Annotated in this window: 23 protein-coding genes; 10 read left to right on the top strand and 13 right to left on the bottom strand. The window is 71.2% G+C overall.

The features are described from left to right. Nucleotides 1-84: 84 nt before the first annotated feature. Both IF655_RS00680 and IF655_RS00675 read right to left on the bottom strand, forming a co-directional pair. Nucleotides 85-966, bottom strand: a complete 882-nt coding sequence (locus tag IF655_RS00680) for an SDR family oxidoreductase (RefSeq protein ID WP_199581412.1) — start codon at nucleotides 964-966, stop codon at nucleotides 85-87. Between the two features lie 221 nt (nucleotides 967-1,187). After that, entirely contained in the window at nucleotides 1,188-2,006 is an 819-nt protein-coding gene (locus IF655_RS00675; protein ID WP_199581411.1) for a diacylglycerol kinase, read from the bottom strand. A 207-nt stretch (nucleotides 2,007-2,213) separates the two neighbouring features. Between IF655_RS00675 and IF655_RS00670 the strand changes: the two genes are divergently transcribed. Beyond that, nucleotides 2,214-3,497, top strand: coding sequence for an adenylosuccinate synthase (locus IF655_RS00670; RefSeq protein WP_199581410.1), 1,284 nt, complete (start codon nucleotides 2,214-2,216; stop codon nucleotides 3,495-3,497). Between the two features lie 96 nt (nucleotides 3,498-3,593). On the opposite strand, the gene IF655_RS00665 is transcribed toward IF655_RS00670, so the two are convergent. The 3 genes from IF655_RS00665 to IF655_RS00655 form a co-directional block, all read right to left on the bottom strand. Beyond that, a complete protein-coding gene (locus IF655_RS00665; RefSeq protein WP_199581409.1) occupies nucleotides 3,594-5,426 on the bottom strand; it encodes an OmpL47-type beta-barrel domain-containing protein in 1,833 nt (610 codons plus the stop codon). A gap of 301 nt (nucleotides 5,427-5,727) precedes the next feature. After that, nucleotides 5,728-5,970, bottom strand: a complete 243-nt coding sequence (locus tag IF655_RS00660; protein WP_199581408.1) for a DUF397 domain-containing protein — start codon at nucleotides 5,968-5,970, stop codon at nucleotides 5,728-5,730. Then, on the bottom strand, nucleotides 5,967-6,761 hold the full coding sequence (locus tag IF655_RS00655) for a helix-turn-helix transcriptional regulator (RefSeq protein WP_242488475.1): 795 nt from the start codon (nucleotides 6,759-6,761) through the stop codon (nucleotides 5,967-5,969). The genes IF655_RS00660 and IF655_RS00655 overlap by 4 nt, the downstream gene beginning before the upstream one ends. 170 nt (nucleotides 6,762-6,931) lie before the next feature. Between IF655_RS00655 and IF655_RS00650 the strand changes: the two genes are divergently transcribed. Next, nucleotides 6,932-7,345, top strand: coding sequence for a hypothetical protein (locus IF655_RS00650; RefSeq protein WP_199581407.1), 414 nt, complete (start codon nucleotides 6,932-6,934; stop codon nucleotides 7,343-7,345). On the opposite strand, the gene IF655_RS00645 is transcribed toward IF655_RS00650, so the two are convergent. Further along, a complete protein-coding gene (locus tag IF655_RS00645) occupies nucleotides 7,338-7,988 on the bottom strand; it encodes a hypothetical protein (protein ID WP_199581406.1) in 651 nt (216 codons plus the stop codon). The genes IF655_RS00650 and IF655_RS00645 overlap by 8 nt on opposite strands. Before the next feature lie 205 nt (nucleotides 7,989-8,193). Between IF655_RS00645 and IF655_RS00640 the strand changes: the two genes are divergently transcribed. Beyond that, nucleotides 8,194-9,135 carry an amidohydrolase family protein gene (locus IF655_RS00640; protein ID WP_307814832.1) on the top strand — a complete coding sequence of 314 codons (942 nt, stop codon included), beginning with the start codon at nucleotides 8,194-8,196 and terminating at the stop codon, nucleotides 9,133-9,135. 10 nt (nucleotides 9,136-9,145) lie between these two features. Here IF655_RS00640 and IF655_RS00635 read toward each other — a convergent pair whose 3' ends face one another. Further along, nucleotides 9,146-9,934 (bottom strand): amidohydrolase family protein, encoded by a 789-nt coding sequence (locus tag IF655_RS00635; RefSeq protein ID WP_199581404.1) that lies wholly within the window; start codon nucleotides 9,932-9,934, stop codon nucleotides 9,146-9,148. A gap of 40 nt (nucleotides 9,935-9,974) precedes the next feature. Here IF655_RS00635 and IF655_RS00630 point away from each other — a divergent pair, with 40 nt between their 5' ends. Further along, a complete protein-coding gene (locus tag IF655_RS00630; RefSeq protein WP_199581843.1) occupies nucleotides 9,975-10,385 on the top strand; it encodes a MarR family winged helix-turn-helix transcriptional regulator in 411 nt (136 codons plus the stop codon). An 18-nt stretch (nucleotides 10,386-10,403) separates the two neighbouring features. Here the strand turns inward: IF655_RS00630 and IF655_RS00625 are convergent, their stop codons facing one another. Then, nucleotides 10,404-10,766: a VOC family protein gene (locus IF655_RS00625; RefSeq protein ID WP_199581403.1), complete on the bottom strand. Its 363-nt coding sequence runs from the start codon at nucleotides 10,764-10,766 to the stop codon at nucleotides 10,404-10,406. 125 nt (nucleotides 10,767-10,891) lie between these two features. Here IF655_RS00625 and IF655_RS00620 point away from each other — a divergent pair, with 125 nt between their 5' ends. After that, nucleotides 10,892-12,007 (top strand): NAD(P)/FAD-dependent oxidoreductase, encoded by a 1,116-nt coding sequence (locus tag IF655_RS00620; RefSeq protein ID WP_199581402.1) that lies wholly within the window; start codon nucleotides 10,892-10,894, stop codon nucleotides 12,005-12,007. Nucleotides 12,008-12,013: 6 nt separating this feature from the next. Here IF655_RS00620 and IF655_RS00615 read toward each other — a convergent pair whose 3' ends face one another. From IF655_RS00615 to IF655_RS00605, 3 genes are all read right to left on the bottom strand, one after another. Next, nucleotides 12,014-12,715 (bottom strand): GntR family transcriptional regulator, encoded by a 702-nt coding sequence (locus IF655_RS00615; RefSeq protein ID WP_199581401.1) that lies wholly within the window; start codon nucleotides 12,713-12,715, stop codon nucleotides 12,014-12,016. A gap of 105 nt (nucleotides 12,716-12,820) precedes the next feature. Then, nucleotides 12,821-13,339 (bottom strand): GNAT family N-acetyltransferase, encoded by a 519-nt coding sequence (locus IF655_RS00610; protein WP_199581400.1) that lies wholly within the window; start codon nucleotides 13,337-13,339, stop codon nucleotides 12,821-12,823. Between the two features lie 38 nt (nucleotides 13,340-13,377). Beyond that, nucleotides 13,378-14,766 (bottom strand): aspartate aminotransferase family protein, encoded by a 1,389-nt coding sequence (locus IF655_RS00605; protein ID WP_199581399.1) that lies wholly within the window; start codon nucleotides 14,764-14,766, stop codon nucleotides 13,378-13,380. 223 nt (nucleotides 14,767-14,989) lie between these two features. Here IF655_RS00605 and IF655_RS00600 point away from each other — a divergent pair, with 223 nt between their 5' ends. Next, a complete protein-coding gene (locus IF655_RS00600; protein ID WP_199581398.1) occupies nucleotides 14,990-15,538 on the top strand; it encodes a hypothetical protein in 549 nt (182 codons plus the stop codon). A gap of 57 nt (nucleotides 15,539-15,595) precedes the next feature. On the opposite strand, the gene IF655_RS00595 is transcribed toward IF655_RS00600, so the two are convergent. Both IF655_RS00595 and IF655_RS00590 read right to left on the bottom strand, forming a co-directional pair. Beyond that, nucleotides 15,596-17,932: a VWA domain-containing protein gene (locus tag IF655_RS00595; RefSeq protein ID WP_199581397.1), complete on the bottom strand. Its 2,337-nt coding sequence runs from the start codon at nucleotides 17,930-17,932 to the stop codon at nucleotides 15,596-15,598. Nucleotides 17,933-18,098: 166 nt separating this feature from the next. Further along, nucleotides 18,099-18,836, bottom strand: coding sequence for an SLATT domain-containing protein (locus IF655_RS00590; protein WP_199581396.1), 738 nt, complete (start codon nucleotides 18,834-18,836; stop codon nucleotides 18,099-18,101). Nucleotides 18,837-19,083: 247 nt separating this feature from the next. Here IF655_RS00590 and IF655_RS00585 point away from each other — a divergent pair, with 247 nt between their 5' ends. From IF655_RS00585 to IF655_RS00570, 4 genes are all read left to right on the top strand, one after another. Continuing rightward, the gene (locus IF655_RS00585) at nucleotides 19,084-19,425 is read left to right on the top strand and encodes a YbaB/EbfC family nucleoid-associated protein (RefSeq protein ID WP_026248919.1); all 342 of its coding nucleotides are present in this window, start codon (nucleotides 19,084-19,086) and stop codon (nucleotides 19,423-19,425) included. Between the two features lie 51 nt (nucleotides 19,426-19,476). Then, complete coding sequence (gene recR / locus IF655_RS00580; RefSeq protein WP_199581395.1) at nucleotides 19,477-20,076, top strand: recombination mediator RecR; 600 nt, start codon at nucleotides 19,477-19,479, stop codon at nucleotides 20,074-20,076. Continuing rightward, nucleotides 20,069-20,731: a DUF5063 domain-containing protein gene (locus IF655_RS00575; protein ID WP_199581394.1), complete on the top strand. Its 663-nt coding sequence runs from the start codon at nucleotides 20,069-20,071 to the stop codon at nucleotides 20,729-20,731. The genes recR and IF655_RS00575 overlap by 8 nt, the downstream gene beginning before the upstream one ends. Before the next feature lie 80 nt (nucleotides 20,732-20,811). After that, on the top strand, nucleotides 20,812-23,091 hold the full coding sequence (locus IF655_RS00570; protein WP_199581393.1) for a tetratricopeptide repeat protein: 2,280 nt from the start codon (nucleotides 20,812-20,814) through the stop codon (nucleotides 23,089-23,091). The last annotated feature ends 97 nt before the right edge of the window (nucleotides 23,092-23,188 follow it).

Here is a 23,188-nt window from a genome sequence, read left to right as displayed (position 1 = left end):
CGCGTCAACGTCGGGCGCCGCAGGATCACCCGCCCGGTGACGCCAGCCGGAACCCCAAGTTGACCCCCGGCGGGAGCACGTCCCCTAGGGACCCGTCCGGCGGACCTCGTCCGCCCGTCCCCCGCCGCCGAGCACCCCCGTCGCCGTGAGCGGGGTGGGGGAGGACTGGAGGGTGGGGAGGGTGTGGCGGGCGCGGCGGAGGACGAGGGGTGGGAGGGTGGCGCGGAGGATCTGGGCGAGGCGGAGCCAGGCGGGGACGTAGACGGCGGTGCGGCGGCGTTCGACGGCGTCGACCAGGCGGGCGGCGACGAGGGGTGCCGGATAGACCTTGCGGGCGGGGAGCGGCATGTTGGACTTCAGGGCGCGCAGGACGGGGTAGTGGTCGGCGTCGTGGGTCATGTCGGTGTCGGTCCAGTTGATGTAGGCGATGCCGACGGCGACGCCCTCGTGGGCGACCTCCGCCTGGAGAGCGTGCGCGAAGGACTCCACGCCCGCCTTGGAGGCGCAGTAGGCGCTCATCATGGGCGCGGTGCCGAAGGCGGCGAGGGACGCCACCTGGAGGTAGTACCCGGCCGTTGCCGTCAGGTCGGTCAGGAACGCCCGGGCGGTGTTGGCGCTGCCGACGAGGTTCACGTCGATCACCCGGCGCCACGACTCGGGGTCGGACGTGAGGAACGGACCGCCCTCCGCGATCCCCGCGTTGGCGACGACGACGGACGGCGGACCCAGCTCGCCGCGCACCTCGGACGCCGCCTGCTCCAGCGCGAGCGGATCGGTGACGTCCACCTCGACCGCCAGCGCGGGCACCGGCAGCCCCGCCGCGACCATCGCCAGCCGCTCCCCCTCCAGTCCGAGCAGCGCGACCCGCGCCCCCCGCGCCGCGACGTCCCGCGCGAGCGCCGCCCCCAGCCCACGCGCCGCCCCGGTCACCACCACGGTGCGACCCTGCAAGGGGCTGTTGCTCACGACTGCCTCCCGCGCCCGAGGAACGGAACCGAAGGACGCCCGAGTTTCCGCCCCCACCCCCCTCAAACAGCCCCCGCCTCGCCTCGCGCCCGCCTCGCCCCGCGCCCGCCTCGCGCCCGCCTCGCCCCGCGCCCGCCTCAACCTGCGCCCCTAGACCGCGTCCCCCAGACCGCACCCACCCCAAACCGCACCCCCCAACCACCCCCCTCCCCCCAACCCCCTCACCCCCGAGGCACCACCAACCCCCAAGCCCCCTCCGCCACCCGCCATGTCCTCCTCCGCACCGGACCGGAGGTCACCGCGTCCGCGCGGTAGTGGAAGTCCTCCCCGGTCACCGTGATCGTGCGGGCGGAGGTGACGACGGAGGCGGTGGAGTCCGCGAAGGCGAACGGGTGTATCTCGACCGAGGCGACACCGTGCCCGGAGGGTGTCACCGAGACCGCCTCCACGGGACGGTCGAGGTCCGTCACCGTCTCCCCGTCGAGATCCACCCGGAGCCGCGCCGGGCGGGAGCCCAGCGTGCGGACCAGGGTGCGGTAGGTGGAGCGGAGCCAGGGGTGGTGGTGGGCGGGGGCGCCGACCGGTTCCGGGGTCAGGGCGCGGACGGAGGTCGGCGGGATGCCCAGGCAGCCGAGGACGACCCCGTCGCTGTCGTCCACCAGGAGGTCCAGGCGCCGCTCCCCGCCCTCCAGGACCGCCCGCGCCGCCGCGACCGCGCCCAGCGGCACCCCCAGCGCCCCGGCGAGCGAAGCCGGTCCCACCGGGACCACCGACAGCGCGCAGTCCGCCAGCTCCCGGTGCCGGTGGAGCAGACCGACCGCCCGCACCAGCGCCGCGTCGTCCCCGATCACGACCGGGCGACGGGACCCCCGTCTGCCGAGCGCTCGGGCGAATTCCTCGGGAGAGTCCGGCAGGCACACCTTCGCCGCCGCACCCGCGCTGAGCACGTCTTTCGCTATCCGAACGGACTCCCCGTCCCCCTGCCGTGCCGCCGGGTCGATGATCACCAGGAGCTGATCGGACGTCGCGGAAGTCGCCACCTCGGTCCTGCCTCGCTTCCTCGGGTAGCATCTTTGTGCAAGAGCCCCTTGCGCTATTGCGCCAGGGGCTTCGTCTATTCCGGGGCATCCGGTCCGACGGGTTGTGCGGCCAACGACGGTCGCGGCGGTACGCGGCGACGAGGCGATCAAACCTCGCGCCCACGCCCCCGACCTTGGACATGCCCCGCCCGGAAGGGGTGTACGCGCGTGCCCGCACTTGTGCTGCTCGGTGCTCAGTGGGGTGACGAAGGCAAGGGGAAGGCGACCGACCTGCTCGGTGGCTCGGTGGATTATGTAGTGCGCTACCAGGGCGGCAACAACGCCGGCCACACGGTCGTCGTGGGCGACCAGAAGTACGCGCTCCACCTCCTCCCTTCCGGAATCCTCTCACCCACCTGTACGCCGGTCATCGGCAACGGTGTCGTCGTCGATCCCTCGGTCCTGCTCTCCGAGCTGAGCGGTCTGAACGAGCGCGGCGTCGACACGTCGAAGCTCCTCATCAGCGGAAACGCGCACATCATCACGCCCTACAACGTGACGATGGACAAGGTCTCCGAGCGCTTCCTCGGCAAGCGCAAGATCGGCACCACGGGTCGCGGCATCGGTCCGACCTACGCCGACAAGATCAACCGCGTCGGCATCCGCGTCCAGGACCTCTACGACGAGTCGATCCTCCTCCAGAAGGTGGAAGCCGCGCTCGACGTCAAGAACCAGATGCTCACCAAGCTCTACAACCGCCGCGCCATCGCCGCCGAGCAGGTCGTCGAGGAGCTGCTGGGCTACGCGGAGCAGATCAAGCCGTTCGTCGCCGACACCGTCCTGGTGCTCAACCAGGCGCTGGAGGACGACAAGGTCGTGCTGTTCGAGGGCGGTCAGGGCACCCTGCTCGACATCGACCACGGCACGTACCCCTTCGTCACCTCCTCCAACCCGACCGCCGGCGGCGCCTGCACCGGCTCCGGCGTCGGTCCGACGAAGATCAGCCGCGTCATCGGCATCCTCAAGGCGTACACGACCCGCGTCGGCTCCGGTCCGTTCCCGACCGAGCTGTTCGACGCGGACGGCGAGGCGCTGCGCCGCATCGGTGGCGAGCGCGGTGTGACCACCGGTCGCGACCGTCGCTGCGGCTGGTTCGACGCGGTGATCGCCCGCTACGCCACGCGCGTCAACGGTCTCACCGACTTCTTCCTCACCAAGCTGGACGTGCTCACCGGCTGGGAGGAGATCCCGGTCTGCGTGGCGTACGAGATCGACGGCAAGCGCGTCGAGGAACTCCCGTACTCCCAGAGCGACTTCCACCACGCGAAGCCGGTCTACGAGACGCTGCCGGGCTGGTCCGAGGACATCACCAAGGCGAAGTCCTTCTCCGACCTGCCGAAGAACGCGCAGAACTACGTGAAGGCGCTGGAGGAGATGTCCGGCGCGCCGATCTCCGCGATCGGTGTCGGTCCGGGTCGCGACGAGACGATCGAGATCAACTCGTTCCTGTAAGGGGACCCCGGTAAGGGGACACCTGTAAGGCGACAAGGGAAAGGGGCTCGCACCGACCGACCGGTGCGAGCCCCTTTTTTCCTGCGCGCTCCCGGGTCAGGGGCGCTTGACGTCGACGGTGACCGACCGCGTCTTCTCAAGGTTCTGCGCGTAGTCCACCGAACGGAACTTCAGCACGTGCTTGCCCTTGCCGTGCACCGTGACGGGGGAGGTGTACTTCTTCCACTTGCCGTTGTCGAGCCGGTACTCGGTCCTGGCCACGCCGGAGATGCGGTCCTTGGCGGTCAGGGTGACGCACACGTCCGAGGGGCGGGCACCGTATCCGGCGGAGCATGCCGCGACGCGTGCCTTGGTGACCGGCGGCTCGGTGTCCAGCGGGAGGTTCAGCTCGGCGTCGCTCGGGGTCAGCTCGTCCTCGCGGGTCGGCGGCGGTACGTCGCCCGACGCCTCGGTGCGCCCGACCGCGCCGACGCGGAGCAGGACGTTGTTCCAGTCGTTGAAACCGGTGAGCGTCGTGCGCTGCCCGTCGTTGTTGACGTCGAAGGAGACCGGCGTCGTCTCGATCAAGCCGTTGCAGTTCCAGTCGACCTGCCCGTCCGCGGCGGGGACCATGACGAACGAGCCGCCGTTGCTGCCCGGGCACCAGTGCCGGACGTCGTAGTTCCCGCTGCTCGTGGGGTACGACCGCTCGTCCAGGCTGTTCTCGTCCAGCGAGGTGTTCTGGCGGGAGAGGTCGGTGAGTCCGCTGGTGGTGCCGGAGGTCAGACCGAACTGGTACAGGTAGTTCATCGAGCTGAAGTACTGCGGCTTGTTGTTGACGTTCTGGTCGCCGCCGTGCTCCAGGTTGAGGTTGTGACCCAGCTCGTGCAGGAGGGTGCCCGCCTGCTCGGCGACCGTGCCGACCTGGTTCGCGAAGCTGCCCAGGCTGACGATGAGGTCACTGCCCGGGGTGGGGGCGATGCCGCTGGAGCTGCTGCCGGACTCGAGGTTGTGGGCGGAGATGGCGTAGTGGAAGATCGGCGCCCGTCCGGTGCTGGTGAAGCCGCCGGTCTGGTTCTTGATCGTGTTGAAGGCGTTCCACTGGTACATGCCGTTCACCGACGTGCCCAGGTTGGTCTGCTCCGTGAGCGGGCGTGCCTTGCTCAGGGTGCCCCAGGTCGTGTTGTCCGCGAAGTTCATGATGCTGTCCGGACCCGCGTCCACGTGCAGGTTGATGCCGGTGGTGGGCGAGTGCCGTGAGTAGGGCGCGTTCGCGAAGGCGTCGACCACCTGCTTGATCGCCGCGGGGGCGAGCGCGTGGCTGTGGTTGTCGTTCGCCATCCAGTCGAGCTGGACGAAGATGTCCGGCTTGTCGACCGTGGCTCCCATCGCGGGCAGGTTGACGAACTGCAGTCCCGGACCCGGCGCGGTGTGGGCGCTGCCGTTGGCCGGGTTGATGTAGATGCCGTTGCGCTTCCAGGCGTCGGGGATGCCGTCGCAGGTCGTGGAGTTGCAGTCGAAGGTGAAGTCGACGGTCGGGTTGATTCCCTGACCGCCGCTGCGGCTGATCACATAGCCGGACGGCGCCGACTGGGTGTAGGTGGCGTCGCCGACGACGGGTGCGTCCCAGGTGATCTGGGTGCGGTTGGGCTCCCGGTAGATGTTGAAACTGACGGTCCCGAAGTTCCCGCGCGGGTCGCCGCAGGCGTCGAGGCTCCAGCTCGCGGTGGCGCCCGCGTTGATGCGCTCCGGCAGAGCCGCGGGGCATCCGTTGTAGCTGTTGGGTCCGAGCGTCAGATCGCGGTCGCTGTTGTTGGTGAACCTCACCGTCAGCATCGTCCCGGCGCGCTGCGCGGCGGCAGACGCTCCCGCCGCCGCCAGCGTGAGCAGGGCCACGGCGAGGGCGACCACGCCCAGCACCGTGTGCCTTTGGTAACGCTTTGCATTCATGGCGGCACGGTAGGGCTACGCTCCGTGTCTGCCCCGTGCGGCTCGTCGTACGGTCACTCTGCTGGCCGTCCGCCGCGTGCGGGGTGCCGTCCGGCGGGGTGCGATCGGAGTATGAGCGGCGAGCGGGGTGCGCGGTGCCGGGGACCGTACGGCGGTGAGGCGCCCTCGGCCGGGGGTCCCGACTGTGTGGACCCCGCGGTCTTCGAGGTGGCGCGGCAGGGACGGGCGCCGCTGGCGGTGTGCCCGGTGCATCTGGGTCCGTCCCTGTTGATGGGGGCGGGGGTTCTCTGGCCGCCGGTGATCAGGCTCGTCGGGCGCCCGTGAGGAACGAGGTCCAGGCGGTGGTGGAGAGGGTGAGGTGGGGACCGTCGGGGACCTTGGAGTCGCGGACGTGGATGTCGTGGGGGCAGGTGGCGACCTCAACGCAATGGCCACCACTGCTGTCGCTGTACGAGGACTTGCACCAGGTGTAGGCGGCTTCGACGCACTGGCCGCCCGTGCTGTCGCTGTAGCTCGACTTGAACCACCGCAGGGTGCTGGTCATGTTCGCTCTTCTCCCGCCAACTTTCGAATGAGGCTCACCGAGTCCTCCGGGCTCAGAGCCTGTGTGCGGATCTTCGCATACCGGTGGCTGAGTTGCGCCACAGTTACGGGGTCGCTCACCAACTGACTCTGCTCCTGGCTCTCCAGATAAACCACATGGTGGTGTTCCATAGTCTCGACCAGCACCATGTTGCCCGCTGCTCCTGCGTGGCTTCCCTTCAACCCCCGGTCATGCTTGATCACTTGGACACTCACATTGTCCCGCTCGGCGTCCTCCGCGAGCGAATGCAACTGCGCGCTGTGGATCTCCCAGTTACCGAACGGCCGCTTCAGGGCCGTCTCATCGAGGATCAGCTCGATCATGGCGGCGGGCTCCCGATCGAACAGACTCCTACGAGCGACGTGAGCCTCGACCAGCTCCTCCAGCTTGGCATCGTTGGGCTTGGGGAAGTTGCCGCCGATCAGCGCCCGCGCATAGTCGGGCGTCTGGAACAGGCCGTCGATCACGTACGTCTGGTACGACGACAGAGAGACCGCCTCCGCCTCCATGAGGGCGAAGTCCTGGAACTGTGCCGGGTACTTGTCCATCAGAATGAACTTGCGGGCCATCTCGAAGATGCCCATACCGTCCCCGAGCACTCGCTCAAGTTCCATCAGCATCTTGTCGCTGGCGGGCTGCGCGCACGTCTCCATCGCGCTGATCGCTGACGCGGTGTAGCCGATGAGGCGGCCCAACTCCTCCTGGGTCAGCCCCAACTGTTCACGCCGAGCCTTTGCGAAAGTGGCGATCATACGCGCCGTCCCACTCGCCGCCGCCTTATTTGCTGCCCGCGCCATTGCGGTCACCCCCGGACTCAACCGAACTCAACCGGTCACCATGCCTCACCGCCCGTGCCCGACTGTTTCGAGGTATCGACGGAGAGTCATGGAAAACCGTAGCGCCCGCCACTGACACTGTCCCCATGAATACGCAAAGTCACCTGGCGATCCAATGGCTGCCCACCAGCGGCATCCACCTCCGCAAGGCGGGGGTTCAGTTCGACGCGGTCCGGCTGGACGGCGAACCGGGGCGGCGGATCGCCGACCGGTTGGCGCGGATGACGGGCGGTGATCCGGGTCCGGTGGTGGAGTCGGGGAGCGGGCGCCGGAGCGTGTACTTCCTCGTGGAGGCGGGGAGTACGGCGCATCACGCGTGGCCGCCGGAGGTCACCCGGCTGACGAGCGGACCGTTCCGGGTGAGCTACATCCCGGTGCCCGCGCTGAACGGACCGACCTGGCCACTGAGTTGGCGGTTTCCACCGACGGCGGTCGACCGGTTCGTGCACACGATGCTGCTGCGGACCGCCCTGCTCAACAGCCCTGACGCGCTTAGCTGAAGACGATCATCGAGCCCTGCGCGAGGGAGCGCGTGGCGGCGGCGTGCAGACCGAGCCAGACGTGCCGTTCGCGGGCGAAGGGGCTGGGGTCGTAGGGCGCGGGGGCGGCTGCTTCTTCCAACTCGGTGGGTGCCGAGGGGGGTTGGGGTGCGGCGGGCGGGTTGGCGGGGTCGATGCCGAGGGCGGGACCGATGTGCTCCAGCTCGCGCAGGAGGGCGTGGGTGGAGCCCAGGGGACCGCCGCCCGCGAGGAGTTCGTCGTTCGACAGCGGGTGCGGGAAGTCCACGGGGACGTACGCACCCGCGTGGTCGTAGTGCCACACCAGGTGGGACTGCTGGGCGGTGGACTCGAACATCTCCAGCAACTGCTCGTAGTCGCCGCCGAGTTCATCCACGGGAGTGAGGGGCAGACCGCAGACCTGGAGCAGGTAGACGCGGCGCAGGAAGTGCAGGGCGTCGTAGTCGAAACCGGCGACGGGGGCGACGTCGCCCGACAGTCCCGGCATGTAGGGGAAGACCGGCACGGAGGGGAGTCCGGCGTCGGTCAGCGCGCTGTTGTAGTGCGCGAGTTCCTCGGCGAAGGGGTTGTCCGGGGCGTGGCACAGCACGTCCACGAGGGGGACCAGCCACAGGTCGCAGGCCAAGGAAAGCTCCTCGCAGGTCGGGGCGCGTCGGGTGTCGCGGGTGGACAAGCGTAATGCGTGGAGGTCAAGGGGGCGGGGTCCGTGCGGAGGGTCCTTCGGGATCTCCGGGTTCGGTCCGGGGTCGGGCGCGCTGCGATGGCGGGGGTCCAGGTCGCGGGTTACGTTCCAGATGGCATCTGACCCTGGGGCGGCAAGGGAGTTACCCGTGGCCAAGGCTGACCGGATCGATGTGCATACGCATGTGGTGCCCCCGTTCTGGGGCGAGGCGCTGCCCAGCCACGGGGGAGACCCCTCCGGGTGGACCACCCCCGCGTGGAGCCCGGAGGCGCACCTCGCCTACATGGACGACCAGCAGATCGCCACCAGCGTCCTGTCGCTCACCGCGCCGAGTGTCGTCGGCTGGGAGGGTCAGGGTCGCCGGGACATGGCGCGCAGGGTGAACGAGTTCGTCGCGGAGACGGTCACCACGCATCCGGGACGGTTCGGGAACTTCGCCACCGTGCCGCTGCCGGACGTGGAGGGCGCCGTAGCCGAGGCGGAGTATGCGCTGGACGAGCTGGGCGCCGACGGAGTCGTACTGCTGAGCAACTACGAGGGTGCCTACCTGGGGGACCCGAAGTACGCCCCGCTCTGGGACGCGCTCGACCGCCGGGGTGCCGTCGTGTTCATCCACCCGGGGCACCCCCTCATCCCCCTGCTCCCGGACGTCCCCGGTCCCCTCGTGGACTACCCCTTCGACACCACCCGCAACGCCGTGCAGATGGTGTTCGCCGGGGTCCTGGACAGATACCCGGACACGAAGATCATCCTGTCGCACGCGGGCGGTTTCGTCCCGTACGCCGTGATGCGGTTCTGCGAGATCCAGCCGGCGCTCCACCCGGAGGGTCCCAGCACCGAGGAACTGCTGGCGAAGTTCAAGCTGTTCTACTGGGACACCGCCCTGTCCTCGGGACCGGACGCCTTCCCCAGCTTCCTCGCCTTCGCCGACCACGAACGCATCCTCTTCGGCAGCGACTTCCCCTACGCCCCCGCCCCCGTCGCCGCCGCGTTCAACCATCTGCTGGACGACCACAGCGGTCTCACGGACGAGCAGAAGACCGCCTTCAACCACGGCAACGCCCGGCGGATCCTCCCCCGCCTCGCCTGAGGGGCGGCGGTCAGCGGGTCAGGCGCGGGAACAGCGCTTCCGCGTTGCCCCGGTTGACCGCCGCCGCCTGACCCGGCGCGAAGTCCGGGTAGGTCTCCAGGAAGTGGTTGTAGTAGGAGCCCGCCTCCGTCGGCGCGAACGGCCAGTCGCTGCCGTAGAGCACGTGACCGGGCTCGGCGAAGGCGAGCAGGGACGGCAGCGCGGAGGGGCTCGCGGACAGGGCGGTGTCGAAGTAGAACCGCTTCAGGGCGCGGACGATGTCCTCCGCGTCGCGCTCCGGGTCCACGACCGTGGCGGTCAGACCGGAGAAGCGGTAGGCGGCGTAGGGGAGGAATCCGCCGCCGTGGGACAGGATCACGCGGACGTTGCGGTAGCGGTCCATGACGCCGTTGAGCACCATGTTCAGCGCCGTGCGGGTGGTGTCGAAGACGTAGTCCGCGAGCGGCGCGGGCGTGCCGGGCAGCAGCGTCATCGGGGGCTGCGCGGGGTGGACGAAGACGTTCGCCGACCGGCGGTCCAGCTCCGCCCACAGCGGCTCGAAGTCCGCGTCGCCGAGGTACTTGCCGTGGGCGTTGGACATCAGGACCACGCCGTCGGCGCCCAGGACGTCGAGCGCGTACACCGCCTCCGCGACCGCCGCGTCCACGTCGGGCAGCGGGACGCTGGCGAAGTGACCGAAGCGGTCGGGGTGGTCCTTGACGACCTCGGCGCCGTACTCGTTGACCGCGCGCGCCAGGTCGCGGGCGTCGGCGTCGTCGCCGAGGTGGACGCCGGGCGAGGTGACGGACGAGGCGGGCATCAGGGAGCTGGCGCACGCCGCCGACCGGCTGTTCTACGCCATGCGCCGCTCGCGGGCGGCGACCATGGGGCGCGCCGGGACCGGGCTGTCCATGGCGCAGCTCACCCTGCTGGAGCCGCTGGCGGACGACGCCCGGGGCGAGGGGCTGCCGGTCGGCAGGCTCGCCGCCACCGCCGAGGTCAGCGTCCCGACCGCCACCCGGATGCTCAAGCAGCTCGAAACGGCGGGCGTGGTCACCCGGCAGCGCTCCCCGCACGACGAACGCCAGGTCCTGATCCGCCTCACCCCCGACGGCGCCGACCGCCTCGCCGCCATGCGGACGGAGCTGCGCGCCCGCCAGACCGAGGCGCTGTCCCGCTTCACCCCCGAGGAACGCCACGCCCTCGCCGCCCAGCTCCAGCGGCTCGCCGCCGTCATCGGGGACACCATCCCCCGGTCGGGCGAGGGGTAGGGCTCCCCGGGCGGGGCGTCAGGCGTCCGGGGTCCGTCGGTGGCTCAGGACGTTGACCACCCGCCCGTTCGGGTCGCGGACGAAGAAGCGGCGCACTCCCCAGGGCTCGTCCTGGAGGGGGTGCAGGATCTCGGCGCCCTGTTCGCGCATCGCCGCGTACGCCGCGTCCACGTCGTCCACCTCCACGCTGAGGTCCGGGACGACGGGCGCGGTCGCGTCCTCGGTCAGCACGCTCACCTGCGCCGCCGGGTGCGCCGGGGAGGCGAGGGTGAGGATCCAGCCGTGGTTCATGACCTCCTCGAAGCCGAGGCTGCCGTAGAAGTCGCGGCTCTCCCGGAGGGACTCCGAGTGGATGACGGGGACGACTCGGCGGACGGTCATCGGGGGCTCCAAGTCCTGTGGCGACAGCGGGTGTTCACGGACAGTGTCGTCGCCTTGTCGGCGGGCGCGGGCGGCTGTCGGCGGTGTGTCGGGGCTTTGTCGGGCGGGCTTGCGAGCTTGGGGTCATGAGCATTCACGTCACGATCATCGGCGCGGGACTCGGCGGTCTCACGCTCGCCCGCGTGCTGCACCTCCACGGCATCACCTCCACCGTCTACGAGGCGGAGTCCTCCCCTCAGGCACGCGCCCAGGGCGGACTCCTCGACATCCGCGACTACAACGGTCAGCCCGCGCTGCGCGACGCCGGTCTCCATGACGAGTTCCGCGCGCTCATCCTGGAGGGGCGCCAGGCGACGCGCGTCCTGAGCCGGGAGGGCGAGATCCTGCTCGACCTGCCCGACGACGGCACGGGCACCAACCCCGAGGTCCCGCGCGGCGAGCTGCGGCGGATGCTGCTCGACTCGCTGCCGTCCGGCACCGTGCGGTGGGGGCACAAGGTCACCGGGGTCCGCGGGCTCGGCGGCGGGCGTCACGAGGTGGCGTTCGCGGACGGCACGACCGTCGAGACGGAGCTGCTCGTGGGCGCGGACGGCGCGTGGTCGCGGGTGCGTCCGCTGCTGTCCGGCGCGACGCCCGAGTACACCGGCGTCTCCTTTGTGGAGACCTATCTGCTCGACGCCGACACCCGGCACCCGGAGAGCGCGAAGCTCGTCTGCGACGGGTCCACGATGGTCCTCGCGCCGGGCAAGGGGGTTCTGGTGCACCGGGAGCGGGACGGCAACCTGCACACCTGGGTGATGCTCGTCCGGTCGCGCGACTGGGTCGAGGGGATCGACTTCTCCGACTCCGGCGCCGCGCTTACGCGTATCGCACACGAGTTCGACGACTGGGCTCCGCGGCTCACCGCGCTGATCGCCGACGGCGACACCGCGCCGGTGCCGCGCCAGATCCACGCGCTGCCCTCCGAGCACCGCTGGGACCGGGTACCGGGCGTCACGCTCCTCGGCGACGCCGCCCACCTCACGGCGCCGAACGGCGAGGGCGCCAACCTCGCCCTGTTCGACGGCGCCGAACTCGGCAAGGCGATCGCCGCGCACCCCGGGGACGTGGAGGGGGCGCTCACCGCGTACGAGCGGGAGCTGTTCCCGCGCAGCGCCGCCGCCGCGCTCGACGGGGTGGACCTCCGCGAGATGCTGGGCGAGGACACGCCGTACCACCTGATCAGCATGTTCACGGAGTAGGCGGCGTCACTCCGCCGCGAGGCGCTCCACCAGGGAGAGGGAGTGGGCGTTCGCCGCCGCCACGATCGAGCGGGCGACCTCCGCCTCGCGGCGGGACAGGGCGTCTATCAGGTCCGTGTGTCCCGCCCACAGCCGCCCGCGCACCTCGTGCGGCTCGGGGCGGCGGCGCAGGTGCTGGACCGCGCAGACCCAGGAGCGCAGGCGGAGGCGGTGCAGGAAGTCCGCGAGATAGGGGTTGCCGAACAGGACGCTCAGCTCGCGCCAGAAGCGGAGGTCGTAGCCGACGAGGACGGTCAGGTCGCCCGCCGCGTTCGCCCGCTTCGCCTCCTCGCCCCGGCGCCGCACCGCCGCCAGCGCCGCCGCCGTGCACGGGTCCTCGGGGTGCGCGAACGCGGTGTGCCCGTCCAGCAGCGCGCGGAACATGCCCTCCGTGATCAGGCTGCGCGCCTCGATCATCGAGCGGTAGTCCGCCAGCGAGTACTCCGGCACCCGGAAGCCCCGGTGCTGGTCCGCCTCAAGGAGACCCTGCGCCGACAGATCCACCAGCGCCTCGCGCACCGGCGTCGCGGAGACGCCGTACTGATCGGCTATCTCCTTCACCGTGAACGCGCGTCCCGGCCGCATCCGCCCGGCCAGCACCTCGTCGCGCAGCGCGTCCGCGATCTGCTGGCGGAGCGTACTGCGCGTCACGGCACCGGTGAAGGCCATCGTCCGGGAGTCTCCTCACACGATCGGGCGCGGTCGCACCTGCTTGCCGGTCTGCTCACTCTTGCTTACGAGCAAGAAACCTTACGCGTTCGACTCCTCACCCCGTCAGCCCTGGTCCACCCAGCGGACCTCGCCGTCGACGACGGCATCGGAGGGGGCGAGCGCCAGGGCGCGGGCGACCGCCGCCGACGCCGCGTGACCTGGGCGGATGTACGCCACCAGGGCACTCACCCCGCCCGCCCGCAACCACTCCGCCATCGCCCCCGCCCCCTCCCGCGCATACCCCTCACCCTGATACGCCGCCCCGGTCACCCACGCCAGCACCGCCTCGGTACCGCCCCCGGGCGTGCGACTCAGCGTCGCCTGCACGGTCCCGACGAGCCGCGCGTCCGCCCGCCGCCGCAACAGCCAGTTCAGCCAGCCCTGGACGCCGTCCGGCGAGTGCCCCGCTGCCTGGCGGGCGTAGCGCGCCTCCAGCTCCGCCAGGGTGTCCGGCGTGCCGCCCGTCCAGGTGTGCAGCCGGGCGTCGTCCAGGAACGCGAACGCCTCCCGCGCGTGCTCCACGCGGAGCGGCTCCAGGCGGAGGCGGGGTGTGGTGAGGGGAGCGGCGGCGGGCCAGGGCACCGGCGCACCGTAGCGCGACCGGTGCCCCTCGGGTGCCGTCAGAGGACCATGAAGTTGTCCGCCGTGGTCAGCGCGGCGTCCAGCGCTGCCAAGCCCTCCTTCAGTTCCGCCTCGGTGATGTTGAGGGGCGGGACGACGTGGGTGCGGTTCATGTTCACGAAGGGCCAGAGGTTGTGCTGCTTGGCGGTGTTGGTGAAGGCGAGCATGGGTGCGTTGGACGAGGCGGAGGGGTTGTAGGGGACCAGGGGTTCCTGGGTCTCGGTGTCGCGGATGAGGTCCAGCGCCCAGAACATGCCCGTGCCGCGCACCTCGCCCACGCTCGGGTGGCGCTCGGCGAGCGCGGTGAGGGCGGGGCGCAGGACCGTCTCCCCGAGCCGCTTGGCGTTCTCGACGATGCCCTCCTCCGCCATCACGTTGATCGTGGCGACGGCGGCAGCGCAGGCGAGCGGGTGCCCGGAGTAGGTCAGCCCGCCGGGGTAGGGGCGGGTCGCGAAGGTGTCCGCGATCTCCGGCGAGATGGCGACCCCGCCGAGCGGCACGTACCCCGAGTTGACCCCCTTGGCGAAGGTCATCAGGTCCGGGACGACGTCGAAGAGGTCCGCCGCGAACCACTCGCCGGTGCGACCGAACCCCGACATCACCTCGTCCAGGACGAACACGATGCCGTACCGGTCGCAGATCTCGCGTACCCCGGCGAGATAGCCCGGCGGCGGCACCATGATCCCGGCGGTGCCCGGAATCGTCTCCAGGATCACCGCGGCGATCGTGCCGGGTCCCTCGAACTCGATCGTCGCCTCCAGGTGCTCCAGCGCCCGCGCGCACTCCTGCTCCTCGGTCTCCGCGTAGAAACGGGAGCGGTAGAGGAACGGCGCCCAGAAGTGGACGACACCGGCGGTCCCGCTGTCCGAGGGCCAGCGGCGCGGGTCACCGGTGAGGTTGATCGCCTGCTGGGTGCCGCCGTGGTACGAGCGGTACGCCGAGAGCACCTTCGGGCGCCCCGTGTGCAGCCGCGCCATCCGGATCGCGTGCTCGACCGCGTCCGCGCCCGCGTTGGTGAAGAAGATCTTGTCCAGCTCGCCGGGCGTCCGCTCCGCGATCAGCCGCGCCGCCTCCGAGCGCGCCTCGACCGCGAACGCGGGCGCGAACGTCGTCATCCTTGCCGCCTGCTCCTGGATCGCCGCGACGACCTTCGGATGCTGGTAGCCGATGTTGGTGAAGACGAGCCCGCTGGTGAAGTCCAGATAGCGCTTGCCGTCGTAGTCCCAGAAGTACGAGCCCTCGGCGCCCGCCACGGCGAGCGGGTCGATCAGCTCCTGCGCGGACCAGGAGTGGAAGACGTGGGCGCGGTCGGCGGCTTTCACGGCGCGGCCGGTGGCGGGGTCGGGGGTCGCGTGCGGCTGTGGCTGTGCCTGCGGCTGTGACGTCATGCGGGGGAGGGTATGCGGCGCGAGGGTCCGTACGACATCGGCGGGCTGCCTGCCGGGTGGCCACGACGCGCGACAGACTGTCGGTTTCGCGGCCGTCCCCCCGACTCCGCCCCCGCCCGGAGCCGCCCCACTATTCTCGGAATCCGCGCCCGTGCGGGGGATGTCCCGCGGGCGCCTGGGTCGCGCGTACGGGGGTGCGCGCCTTGGGGGAGGGCGGGCTGTCGTGGATCGCTGGGGACCGGAGGAAGTCGAGCACGGAGCGGTGGGCGACGGCGACCACTGGCCGACCGCAGCCGACGGCGGTCAGGGTCCCTACGACCACCCCCAGGCGCACTCCTACGGTCCGCCCGCCCCGCCCGCTCCCCGCCGCAGCGGCGGCTCCACCGTCCTGCTCGTCGTCGTCGCCCTGGTCGTCGCCCTCGGCGCGGGCGGCTCCGTCTACGCCCTGCTCCACGAGGGCAGACCCACCGCCACCCCACCGGTCGATCCCCAGCCGGAGGCGTCCGTCCCCGCCGCCTGGGTCGGCACCTGGCTCGCCCCCGACCACCGCCTGACCCTCACCCCGGGTCACGTCGGCGACAGCGTCCTGACCCTGGTGACACACCACTGCGCCGCCACCGCCCGCCTGACCGCCGTCACCCCCACCTCCCTGCGCTTCACCGCCCACCCCGCCACCTGCGCCACCGACCCCCCGACCACCCTCACCCTCCTCCCCGACGGACGCCTGACCGGCGGGGGACTGATCTTCCGGCGCGCCCCGAAAACGACATGAACCGAGGTCCGACCCCCTGTGCGGGGGACCGGACCTCGGTTCGCGGAGCGGTGGGGATCAGGCGGTCCGGTGGGCGTGCTTGTCGAGGCGCCCGTAGGGGTCCGGGGTGGGCGTCGGGGTCGGGGTCGGGCACGGGACGTCCGTGTTGGTCACCGTGCAGGTGACGCGGGCGCCCGCGGGCAGCGTGACCGTGTCGCCGGTGACGGTCAGCGGACCGTCGGCGCCGGTGCAGGACCAGGGCGAGGACGTGTAGCCCTCGGGACCGCCGGACTCGGTCAGGCGGTAGGCGCCGGGGGTCACCGCGCCGCCGGCGCCGCCGGGACCGGTGAGGCGGTCGGGACCCGTAGCGGTCAGGGTCCAGTCGGTGGGTACGGCGCTGCCCCCGTGGGAGTTGACGACCTTCTTCTCCAGGGTCAGGTGGGCAGCGCACGTCACGGTGTTGGTGACGGTCACCCGGTTGTGCTCCTGCGTCAGCGTGGCCCGGTACGGCAGCGCCGCACCGGCGGGCGAGCCGTTGACCTCGGTGACCCGGCTCCGGGTCAGCTCGCAGTCGTCGGGCAGGGTGACGTCCTCGCTCACCGTCGCCTGCTCACCCCGGTCGTAGCCGGTGCGGGCGGTGCCCCAGGGCTGCGGCGTGGCGGCGGTGCCGTCCGGACCGGTGAGGCGCAGCGCGGCTTCGTACCCGTCGGGCTGGTCGCCCTCGGCGTACGACCTGCCGTCGATGCTCCAGCGCTTGTCGACGGTGAGGTCGGCGGACTGCGCCGGGGTGGGGTCGGGGCGGTTGTAGACGACGCAGGAGACGGCGCCCCGGCGCTGGAGGTCCACGGTGAACCCGGTCGCCCCGGAGTTGGTCACCGGCACGGACGTGCCGTCGTCCAGGTTGGTGCAGACGGCGTTCGCCCCGCCCTGGGTGACCAGGGTGTTGCCCGGCTGCTGGGTCTCGTCGACCGTGACCGGCGCCTCGGCGGTGGTCGGCGGGAACTCCGGCTCGAAGACGACACCGCCGGTGCCGTCGTCCCCGGTGACCCGGGTGGCGGGCAGCCCGCCGAGATCCCCGGTGGAGGACGCGGTGAAGCTCCAGCCGGGACCCGCGTTCCGCGCGCCCGAGACGTCCTCGCCGGTGTTGTCCTCGGGGACGATCTGCTTGATGACCGACACCGTCCCGGCGCACTGGCTCAGCGCGAGGTTCTTCAGCGCGGCACCGGCGGCGGCGAAGTCGGTGGTCTGGTAGTAGTCCGCCGTCTGCGGGTTGTCCCCGTCGAACGCCTCGGTGCCCGAGATCGCGCGCAGGTTGAGCCCGGAGACCCCCTCGACGCCCCGGCCCACGCCGACCGAGATCACCCGCGTCCCCTTCGCCTTGAGCGCGTTGGCGGCGAAGACACCGCCCTCGACGTCCGCGAAGTGGGTGCGGCTGCCGTCGCCCTCGATGGGCTTGCTGAAGCGGGTCGGGTTGCCGTCGGTGAGGACCACCGCCAGGTCGTAGCGGGGCGCCGCCTTGGCGGTGGCGTACAGCGCCTGGTCCCAGTTGGTCCCGGAACCCAGCCCCCAGTCCGCGTAGAGCCGCTTGAAGGAGTCGGCGCCCTCCTCGGTGGAGACCGAGTGCGGCTCGGGGTGGTTCTCCGTGCCGGTGCTCGGGGACTCGCGGTCGAAGGAGAACAGCGAGAGCCGCGAGGGCGTCCCCGCCAGCGCGTCGGTGAACTCGTCGGCAGCCTCCTTCAGTTGGGGCAGCGCGCTGCCCACCGAGGCGGACAGGTCCAGCACGAGCGCCACGTCCAGACCGCAGCCCCGGGGCGGCGGCGGATTGACCCGGGACTGCTGCCAGATCCCGGTGGAGGCGGTGAACGGCGGGGTGCGCCAGTCCGTGCCGTACATGAAGTCCCGGGTGGACCGGTACGTCTCGCCGCCCTCCAGCTCCGGCGTCCGAAAGACGTACGGCGCCGCGATCGAGCCGCTCCCGCTGCCGGGACCGGTCCGCAGCACCGGGTTGGTGTACCAGCCGGACGGCACGGAGATCTGCCGCACGGTGTACCGGGCGTCCTCGCGTGGACCGCCGGGACCTGTGCCGGGAACGGTGAAGGAACAGTCGCCGTCGGCGTCGGAGACACAGACGCCCCACGCCGGGTCCACCGGCTCCGTCGCGTCCTCGTCGGCGAAGAGACCGAGGGTGACGCCGGCCAGCGGTCCCACCTCGTCGTCCGCGCTCCGGTCACCGCCGGTGCGGACGGTCACCACCGAGGTCGTCGCCGTGGGGGTGGGGACATCGGCGCGGACCGCCGCGCGAGCGGCGGAAGCCGGTGCCGGGACGCTCGCCGCGCCCGCCGCGCCGAGCACGGCTGTCAGTACGCCCACCGTCCGCAGGACTGAGGCGGTCAGCCGCCGGTGAGTTGGTGCCATGTGGGTTCGCCCGTCCGCTTGGGCCCGCGACGCGGGGAGCGTCCGGACCGGTTCTTTGCACGTCAGGCGTCCCAGAAGATCAAGACATGCGGCACCGGGGGGCGATTCGCCTGTCCGAGGGCACGCCGGGGAAGACGGGGCGGTTACCCCGGTTCCGGGGAGCCGCTCACCTCGGCTCCGGGGGGCGCTGGCGGGGCATGTTCGGGCGCGGTCCCGGGGGCGAGTGCAGCGGGCGGGGCGGCGGGACGGCGGGGTCGGGGCGGGGCAGGCGGGGCGTGGTGTGCGGGGTCAGGGGGGAGGGCGCCGCCCGGAACTCGGACATCCAGTCGGAGGTCTCGGCGCGGACCAGGTCCGTCACGTCGTCGGAGAAGCGGCGCAGGACGTTCAGACAGCGGTCGGCGGCTTCGCCCGCGGTGCCCTCGGCGGGACCGAGCACCTCGCGGACGCATTCCGACGCCCAGTCGAACTGCAGGGTCTGCAGGCGGCGCTGGACCGCCTGCGCCGTGGCGATGTCGCGCATCCAGCCCGAGGAGACGCCGAAGTAGCGGTCGAGACCGGTGCAGGCGAGGGCGACCACGAACGCCACGTACCCCCAGGGCGCCGCGCCCGGCACCGCGTGGGTCAGGTCCAGGAGCGGCAGCACCGAACCCGTCGCCACCCCCGCCGTCGTGCCCAGGCGGAGCAGGCGGGCGGTGCGGCGGCGCCACAGGCGGTCGCGGAGGTACCAGGACGCCGTGCGCAGCGCGCCGTCCTCCACCCAGCGGTACAGCTCGTCCAGCCGCTCCGCCGGTTCCCCCCAGTCGCCCAGCGGGAACGCCCGTCCCGTCAGGTCCGCCGCCCCGGTCGTGCCCCCGCCCCACCCGTCCTGCGGCGGACCCTCGGGCTGCATCTCCGCCTGACCCACCCGGCACTCCCTACTGAAACGACCCACTCCACAACGACCCACTCCATGACGCGCGCGCCACCCTTCCTACCTCCCAATGGGTGGCCAAGTGGTGGCTTTCCCGGGCAATCCGCCCGTAAGAGGGTCTTGATCAGGTATAGGGCCGGGGGCGTTCTCACTCGAAAGAGTGGCGGGGCGAGGGCCGCCCGGAGCACGTAGGCTCGTGCCAGAGCGGCGTACGCGGCGCCGGAGAGGACAGGAGCTGATCGTGATTCCCGGTGGTGGCCAGCCCAACATGCAGCAGTTGCTCCAGCAGGCCCAGAAGATGCAGCAGGACCTCCAGCGGGCCCAGGAGGAACTCGCGGCCACGGAGGTCGACGGGCAGGCGGGCGGCGGTCTCGTGCGCGCCACCGTGACCGGCTCCGGCGAGCTGCGCGGTCTGAAGATCGACCCGAAGGCGGTCGACCCCGAGGACACCGACACCCTCGCCGATCTGATCGTCGCCGCCGTGCAGGCGGCGAACGAGAACGCGCAGACCCTCCAGCAGCAGAAGCTCGGCCCGCTGGCCCAGGGGCTCGGCGGCGGCGGCATCCCCGGTCTGCCGTTCTGACGCCGGGGCAACTACCGTACGTACCGAAAGGTCTCCAGGAAAGGCAGTCCGTTGTACGAAGGCGTGGTCCAGGACCTCATCGACGAGCTGGGGCGACTGCCCGGCGTCGGTCCCAAGAGCGCGCAGCGGATCGCCTTCCACGTGCTCCAGGCAGAGCCGACGGACGTCAAACGGCTCGCCCAGGCGCTGATGGAGGTCAAGGCCAAGGTCCGGTTCTGCGCGACCTGCGGCAACGTGGCGCAGGAAGAGCTGTGCGCCATCTGCCGCGACCCGCGCCGTGACCCGTCGGTCATCTGTGTGGTGGAGGAGCCCAAGGACGTGGTCGCCATCGAGCGCACCCGCGAGTTCCGGGGCACGTACCACGTCCTCGGCGGCGCCATCAGCCCCATCGAGGGCGTCGGCCCGGACGACCTGCGCATCAGGGAACTCCTGGCCCGGCTCGCGGACGGCACCGTCACCGAGCTGATCCTCGCCACCGACCCCAACCTCGAGGGCGAGGCGACGGCGACGTACCTGGCCCGCATGATCAAGCCCATGGGTCTGAAGGTCACCCGCCTGGCCAGCGGTCTGCCGGTCGGAGGTGACCTGGAATACGCGGACGAGGTGACCCTCGGCCGCGCCTTCGAGGGGAGACGACTCCTAGATGTCTGACGCCACGCTGCACGCCACGACGCGGAACCCGGACGACTTCGCGGTCCAGATCGCCGACCAGGTCGAGAGCTTCCTGGTCGCCGTCACCGAGGTGGCCAAGGGGGACGAGCCCGGCTCGACGGTCCCCTTCCTGCTGCTCGAAGTCTCCCAGTTGCTGCTGGCGGGCGGCCGGCTCGGCGCGCACGAGGACTTCGTGCCCGACGAGCGCTACGAGCCGGACCCAGGTCCCGAGCCGGACGTGGACGAGCTGCGCGAGAACCTCGCCCGGCTGCTGGACCCGGTGGACGTCTACTCCGAGGTCTTCGACCCGTACGCGCCCCGCAGGGCGCCCGTGCCCGCCCGGATCTCCGACGACCTCGCGGACGTCATCACCGACCTGCGCCACGGCATGGCGCACTACCGCGCGGGCCGCACCACCGAGGCGCTGTGGTGGTGGCAGTTCTCCTACTTCTCCAACTGGGGACCCACCACCTCCGCGGTCCTGCGCGCCCTCCAGTCCGTCCTCATCCACGTCCGCCTGGACCAGCCCCTGGAGGAGCTGGACGGTCTCGACACCGACCAGGAGCCCATGGGCGACGACGTCCTGGAGCGCGAGGCGGGACGCGTGATGGAGGAGGAGATCGGCACTCCGCTCGGCATCCGGCAGGTCCAGTAGGCGTGCCCGTACCGGGCACGGATGCGCGACTCCCGCCGTACGCCTGACGGCGGGTCCCGCAGGCGGTCATGATGTGACGCATGAGTGCCTTGTTCGACCGTCGGCCCCGGCCTGCCGCGGACGCCTCCGGTGCCGGTGCCATCGCCGCCGGCGGGAGCATCGCGCAGGCGATGACGGGGCCGGGTGCGATCGCCCTGCACATCGAGAACGTAGGCATGCTGCTGCCGGACGCGTGCCCACCGGCGGAGTCGGTGAGCTGCCCGCCCCGTCTCACCAATCTTCCCTTCCGCGCGGAGCTCTTCGTCGGGCGAGGCGGTGAACTCGGGCTGCTGCGGGCGGCGTCGGCAACGCCCGGCAGACCTCTCGCGCAGGTGCTGCGTGGCCTTGGCGGCATCGGGAAGTCCACGCTCGCCGCGCGCTGGGCCGTCGAATGCGGACCGACCCACGCGCCGGTGTGGTGGATCAGGGCCGGCAGCCGCAGCGCGATCGACGCGGGTATCGCCGACCTCGCGGACGCCCTTCAGCCGTCCCTCGCCCCCCTCCTGCCCCCGGAGCAAAGGGCGGAGTGGGGCAGACGATGGCTCGCGTCCCACAGTGGATGGCTCCTCGTCCTCGACAACGTCACGAACCCGGACGACGTGGAGCCCCTGTTGTCCAGAGCCCCCTCGGGGCGCTTCCTGATCACGAGCCAACGAGCGACCGGATGGCACGGTGTCGCGGAAGAGATCCCGCTGGACGTGCTGTCGTGCGATGACGCGGTGCGCCTCTTCACCCGCGTCCGAGGCGGCGAGGACTCCGATGCCGCCGAGCTCTGCGAGGAACTGGGTTGTCTTCCGCTGGCCGTCACCCAGGCGGCGGCGTACTGCCTGGAGACGGACTGCACGGTCCGCGTGTATCTGGACGACCTCGCCGCGTCACCCGGCGAGATGTACGCGGAAACGCACGAGGGCGGCGACCACGAACGCACGATCGCCCGCGTCTGGCACGTCACGCTGGACCGCCTCGCGGACGATCCCCTCGCGGTCCGGATCCTGCTGACAATGGCCTGGTACGCCCCCGACGGCATCCCGCGCGACCTCTTCGCCCACCTGGGCACGCCACTGGCCGTACGCAGGGCACTCGGGCGACTGGCGGCCCACAGCATGATCACGTTCTCGGGTGACACGGTGGCAGTGCATCGACTGGTTCAGGCCGTGTCCCGTACGTGTGCCGACGGAGACCGGCACCGGAGCCCGGAGGCGATCGGAGACGCGTGTGCGGCGGCGGTGGAGGCGCTGGCGCGCGCGGTGCCCGAGGACATCGACGATCCGTCGGCGTGGCACGTGATGCGGTCCCTGCTCCCGCATGTCCAGGCACTGGCCGAACATGTGCGGCCGGAGGAGGACACGGCCGCGATGGCGTACCTCTTGACGCGGACCGGTGACTACATGCTGGGTGCGGGGATGAGGGTCGCAGGCGGGGCGTACGGCCTGCTGCGGCGCGCGGAGGCCGCGTGCGTTCGACATCACGGCCTCGAAGGGGAGCAGACGCTGGACACCCGCGTCCTGCTGGCCCGGGCGACGCGCATGCTGAAGACGACCGAGGAGGCGGCCCCGGTCGCCGAGGAGGTTCTGGCCGACTGCACACGAGTCCTGGGACCGGACCACGAGGTGACCTTGTCGGCCATGTCGAACATGCATCAGGTCGCCTCGCTGCAGGGGGATACGGAACGAGCTCTGCGACTGGCAGAAGAGTGCCTCGCGGGTATTGCCCGGCTGCGGGGTGCGGAGGCCCGCTCGACCTTCGAGGCGCGGAACAGGCTGGTCATGGCGCTGATGGCGGTCGGTGAGATGACGCGGGCCGACGACCTGTGCGACGAGCTTCTCGCCGACTCCACCCGGGTCTTGGGGGAGGAAGATCCTGCGACCCTCTCGGCGAGAAGCCTGCGCACCACGCTGGACGGCCAACGGAAACTCCCGGAAACCCTGATCAAGCTCCTGGCTGGGGTCCACTCCGTCGGGGAAGAGGACGAGGAGGGTCTGATCGCCGCCCTACGTGTCCTGGTTCAGCAGGTCGGGGCAGTGGACCTGGAGCAGTTCGTGCGTGCCACGGAGGAAGACGTGAGCGCGGCGGAGCGGGATCTCGACACGTGTCGACGTGTCCTCGGCGACGATCACGTCGACACCGTGGTCGCCCGCCTCGTGCTGTTTCAGGTGTACGGGGCGACACAGGATCCGCGTTATGCCGAGCCTGCGAAAGACCTCCTGATGGAAGCGTTCTCGGTCATCAGCGCGAACGAATCCGCCATCGCCATCATGCTCCGTATGTTCAGTGCGCTGCGCACGGTCATCGACGAACTTCCGCGGCCCCCTGACGAGTGACGTCATCTGCTTCCAACGCCTCCTCCTCGCGGGGCGGTTGCACCACAATGGCGGCATGACACTCAAGCCATGGGCGTGGGCAGGACTTGGGATCTGC

Source organism: Streptomyces sp. DSM 110735 (assembly GCF_016482685.1).
Lineage (GTDB): Bacteria > Actinomycetota > Actinomycetes > Streptomycetales > Streptomycetaceae > Streptomyces.
This window is presented reverse-complemented; position numbering and strand designations above follow the sequence as displayed.

Coding starts and splice junctions, on each gene's coding strand:
- IF655_RS00665 (WP_199581409.1), bottom strand. CDS start 5,426: ATGAATGCAAAGCGTTACCAAAGGCACACGGTGCTGGGCGTGGTCGCC.
- IF655_RS00660 (WP_199581408.1), bottom strand. CDS start 5,970: ATGACCAGCACCCTGCGGTGGTTCAAGTCGAGCTACAGCGACAGCACG.
- IF655_RS00655 (WP_242488475.1), bottom strand. CDS start 6,761: ATGATCGCCACTTTCGCAAAGGCTCGGCGTGAACAGTTGGGGCTGACC.
- IF655_RS00650 (WP_199581407.1), top strand. CDS start 6,932: ATGAATACGCAAAGTCACCTGGCGATCCAATGGCTGCCCACCAGCGGC.
- IF655_RS00635 (WP_199581404.1), bottom strand. CDS start 9,934: ATGCCCGCCTCGTCCGTCACCTCGCCCGGCGTCCACCTCGGCGACGAC.
- IF655_RS00630 (WP_199581843.1), top strand. CDS start 9,975: ATGCGCCGCTCGCGGGCGGCGACCATGGGGCGCGCCGGGACCGGGCTG.
- IF655_RS00625 (WP_199581403.1), bottom strand. CDS start 10,766: ATGACCGTCCGCCGAGTCGTCCCCGTCATCCACTCGGAGTCCCTCCGG.
- IF655_RS00620 (WP_199581402.1), top strand. CDS start 10,892: ATGAGCATTCACGTCACGATCATCGGCGCGGGACTCGGCGGTCTCACG.
- IF655_RS00615 (WP_199581401.1), bottom strand. CDS start 12,715: ATGGCCTTCACCGGTGCCGTGACGCGCAGTACGCTCCGCCAGCAGATC.
- IF655_RS00605 (WP_199581399.1), bottom strand. CDS start 14,766: ATGACGTCACAGCCGCAGGCACAGCCACAGCCGCACGCGACCCCCGAC.
- IF655_RS00595 (WP_199581397.1), bottom strand. CDS start 17,932: ATGGCACCAACTCACCGGCGGCTGACCGCCTCAGTCCTGCGGACGGTG.
- IF655_RS00575 (WP_199581394.1), top strand. CDS start 20,069: ATGTCTGACGCCACGCTGCACGCCACGACGCGGAACCCGGACGACTTC.
- IF655_RS00570 (WP_199581393.1), top strand. CDS start 20,812: ATGAGTGCCTTGTTCGACCGTCGGCCCCGGCCTGCCGCGGACGCCTCC.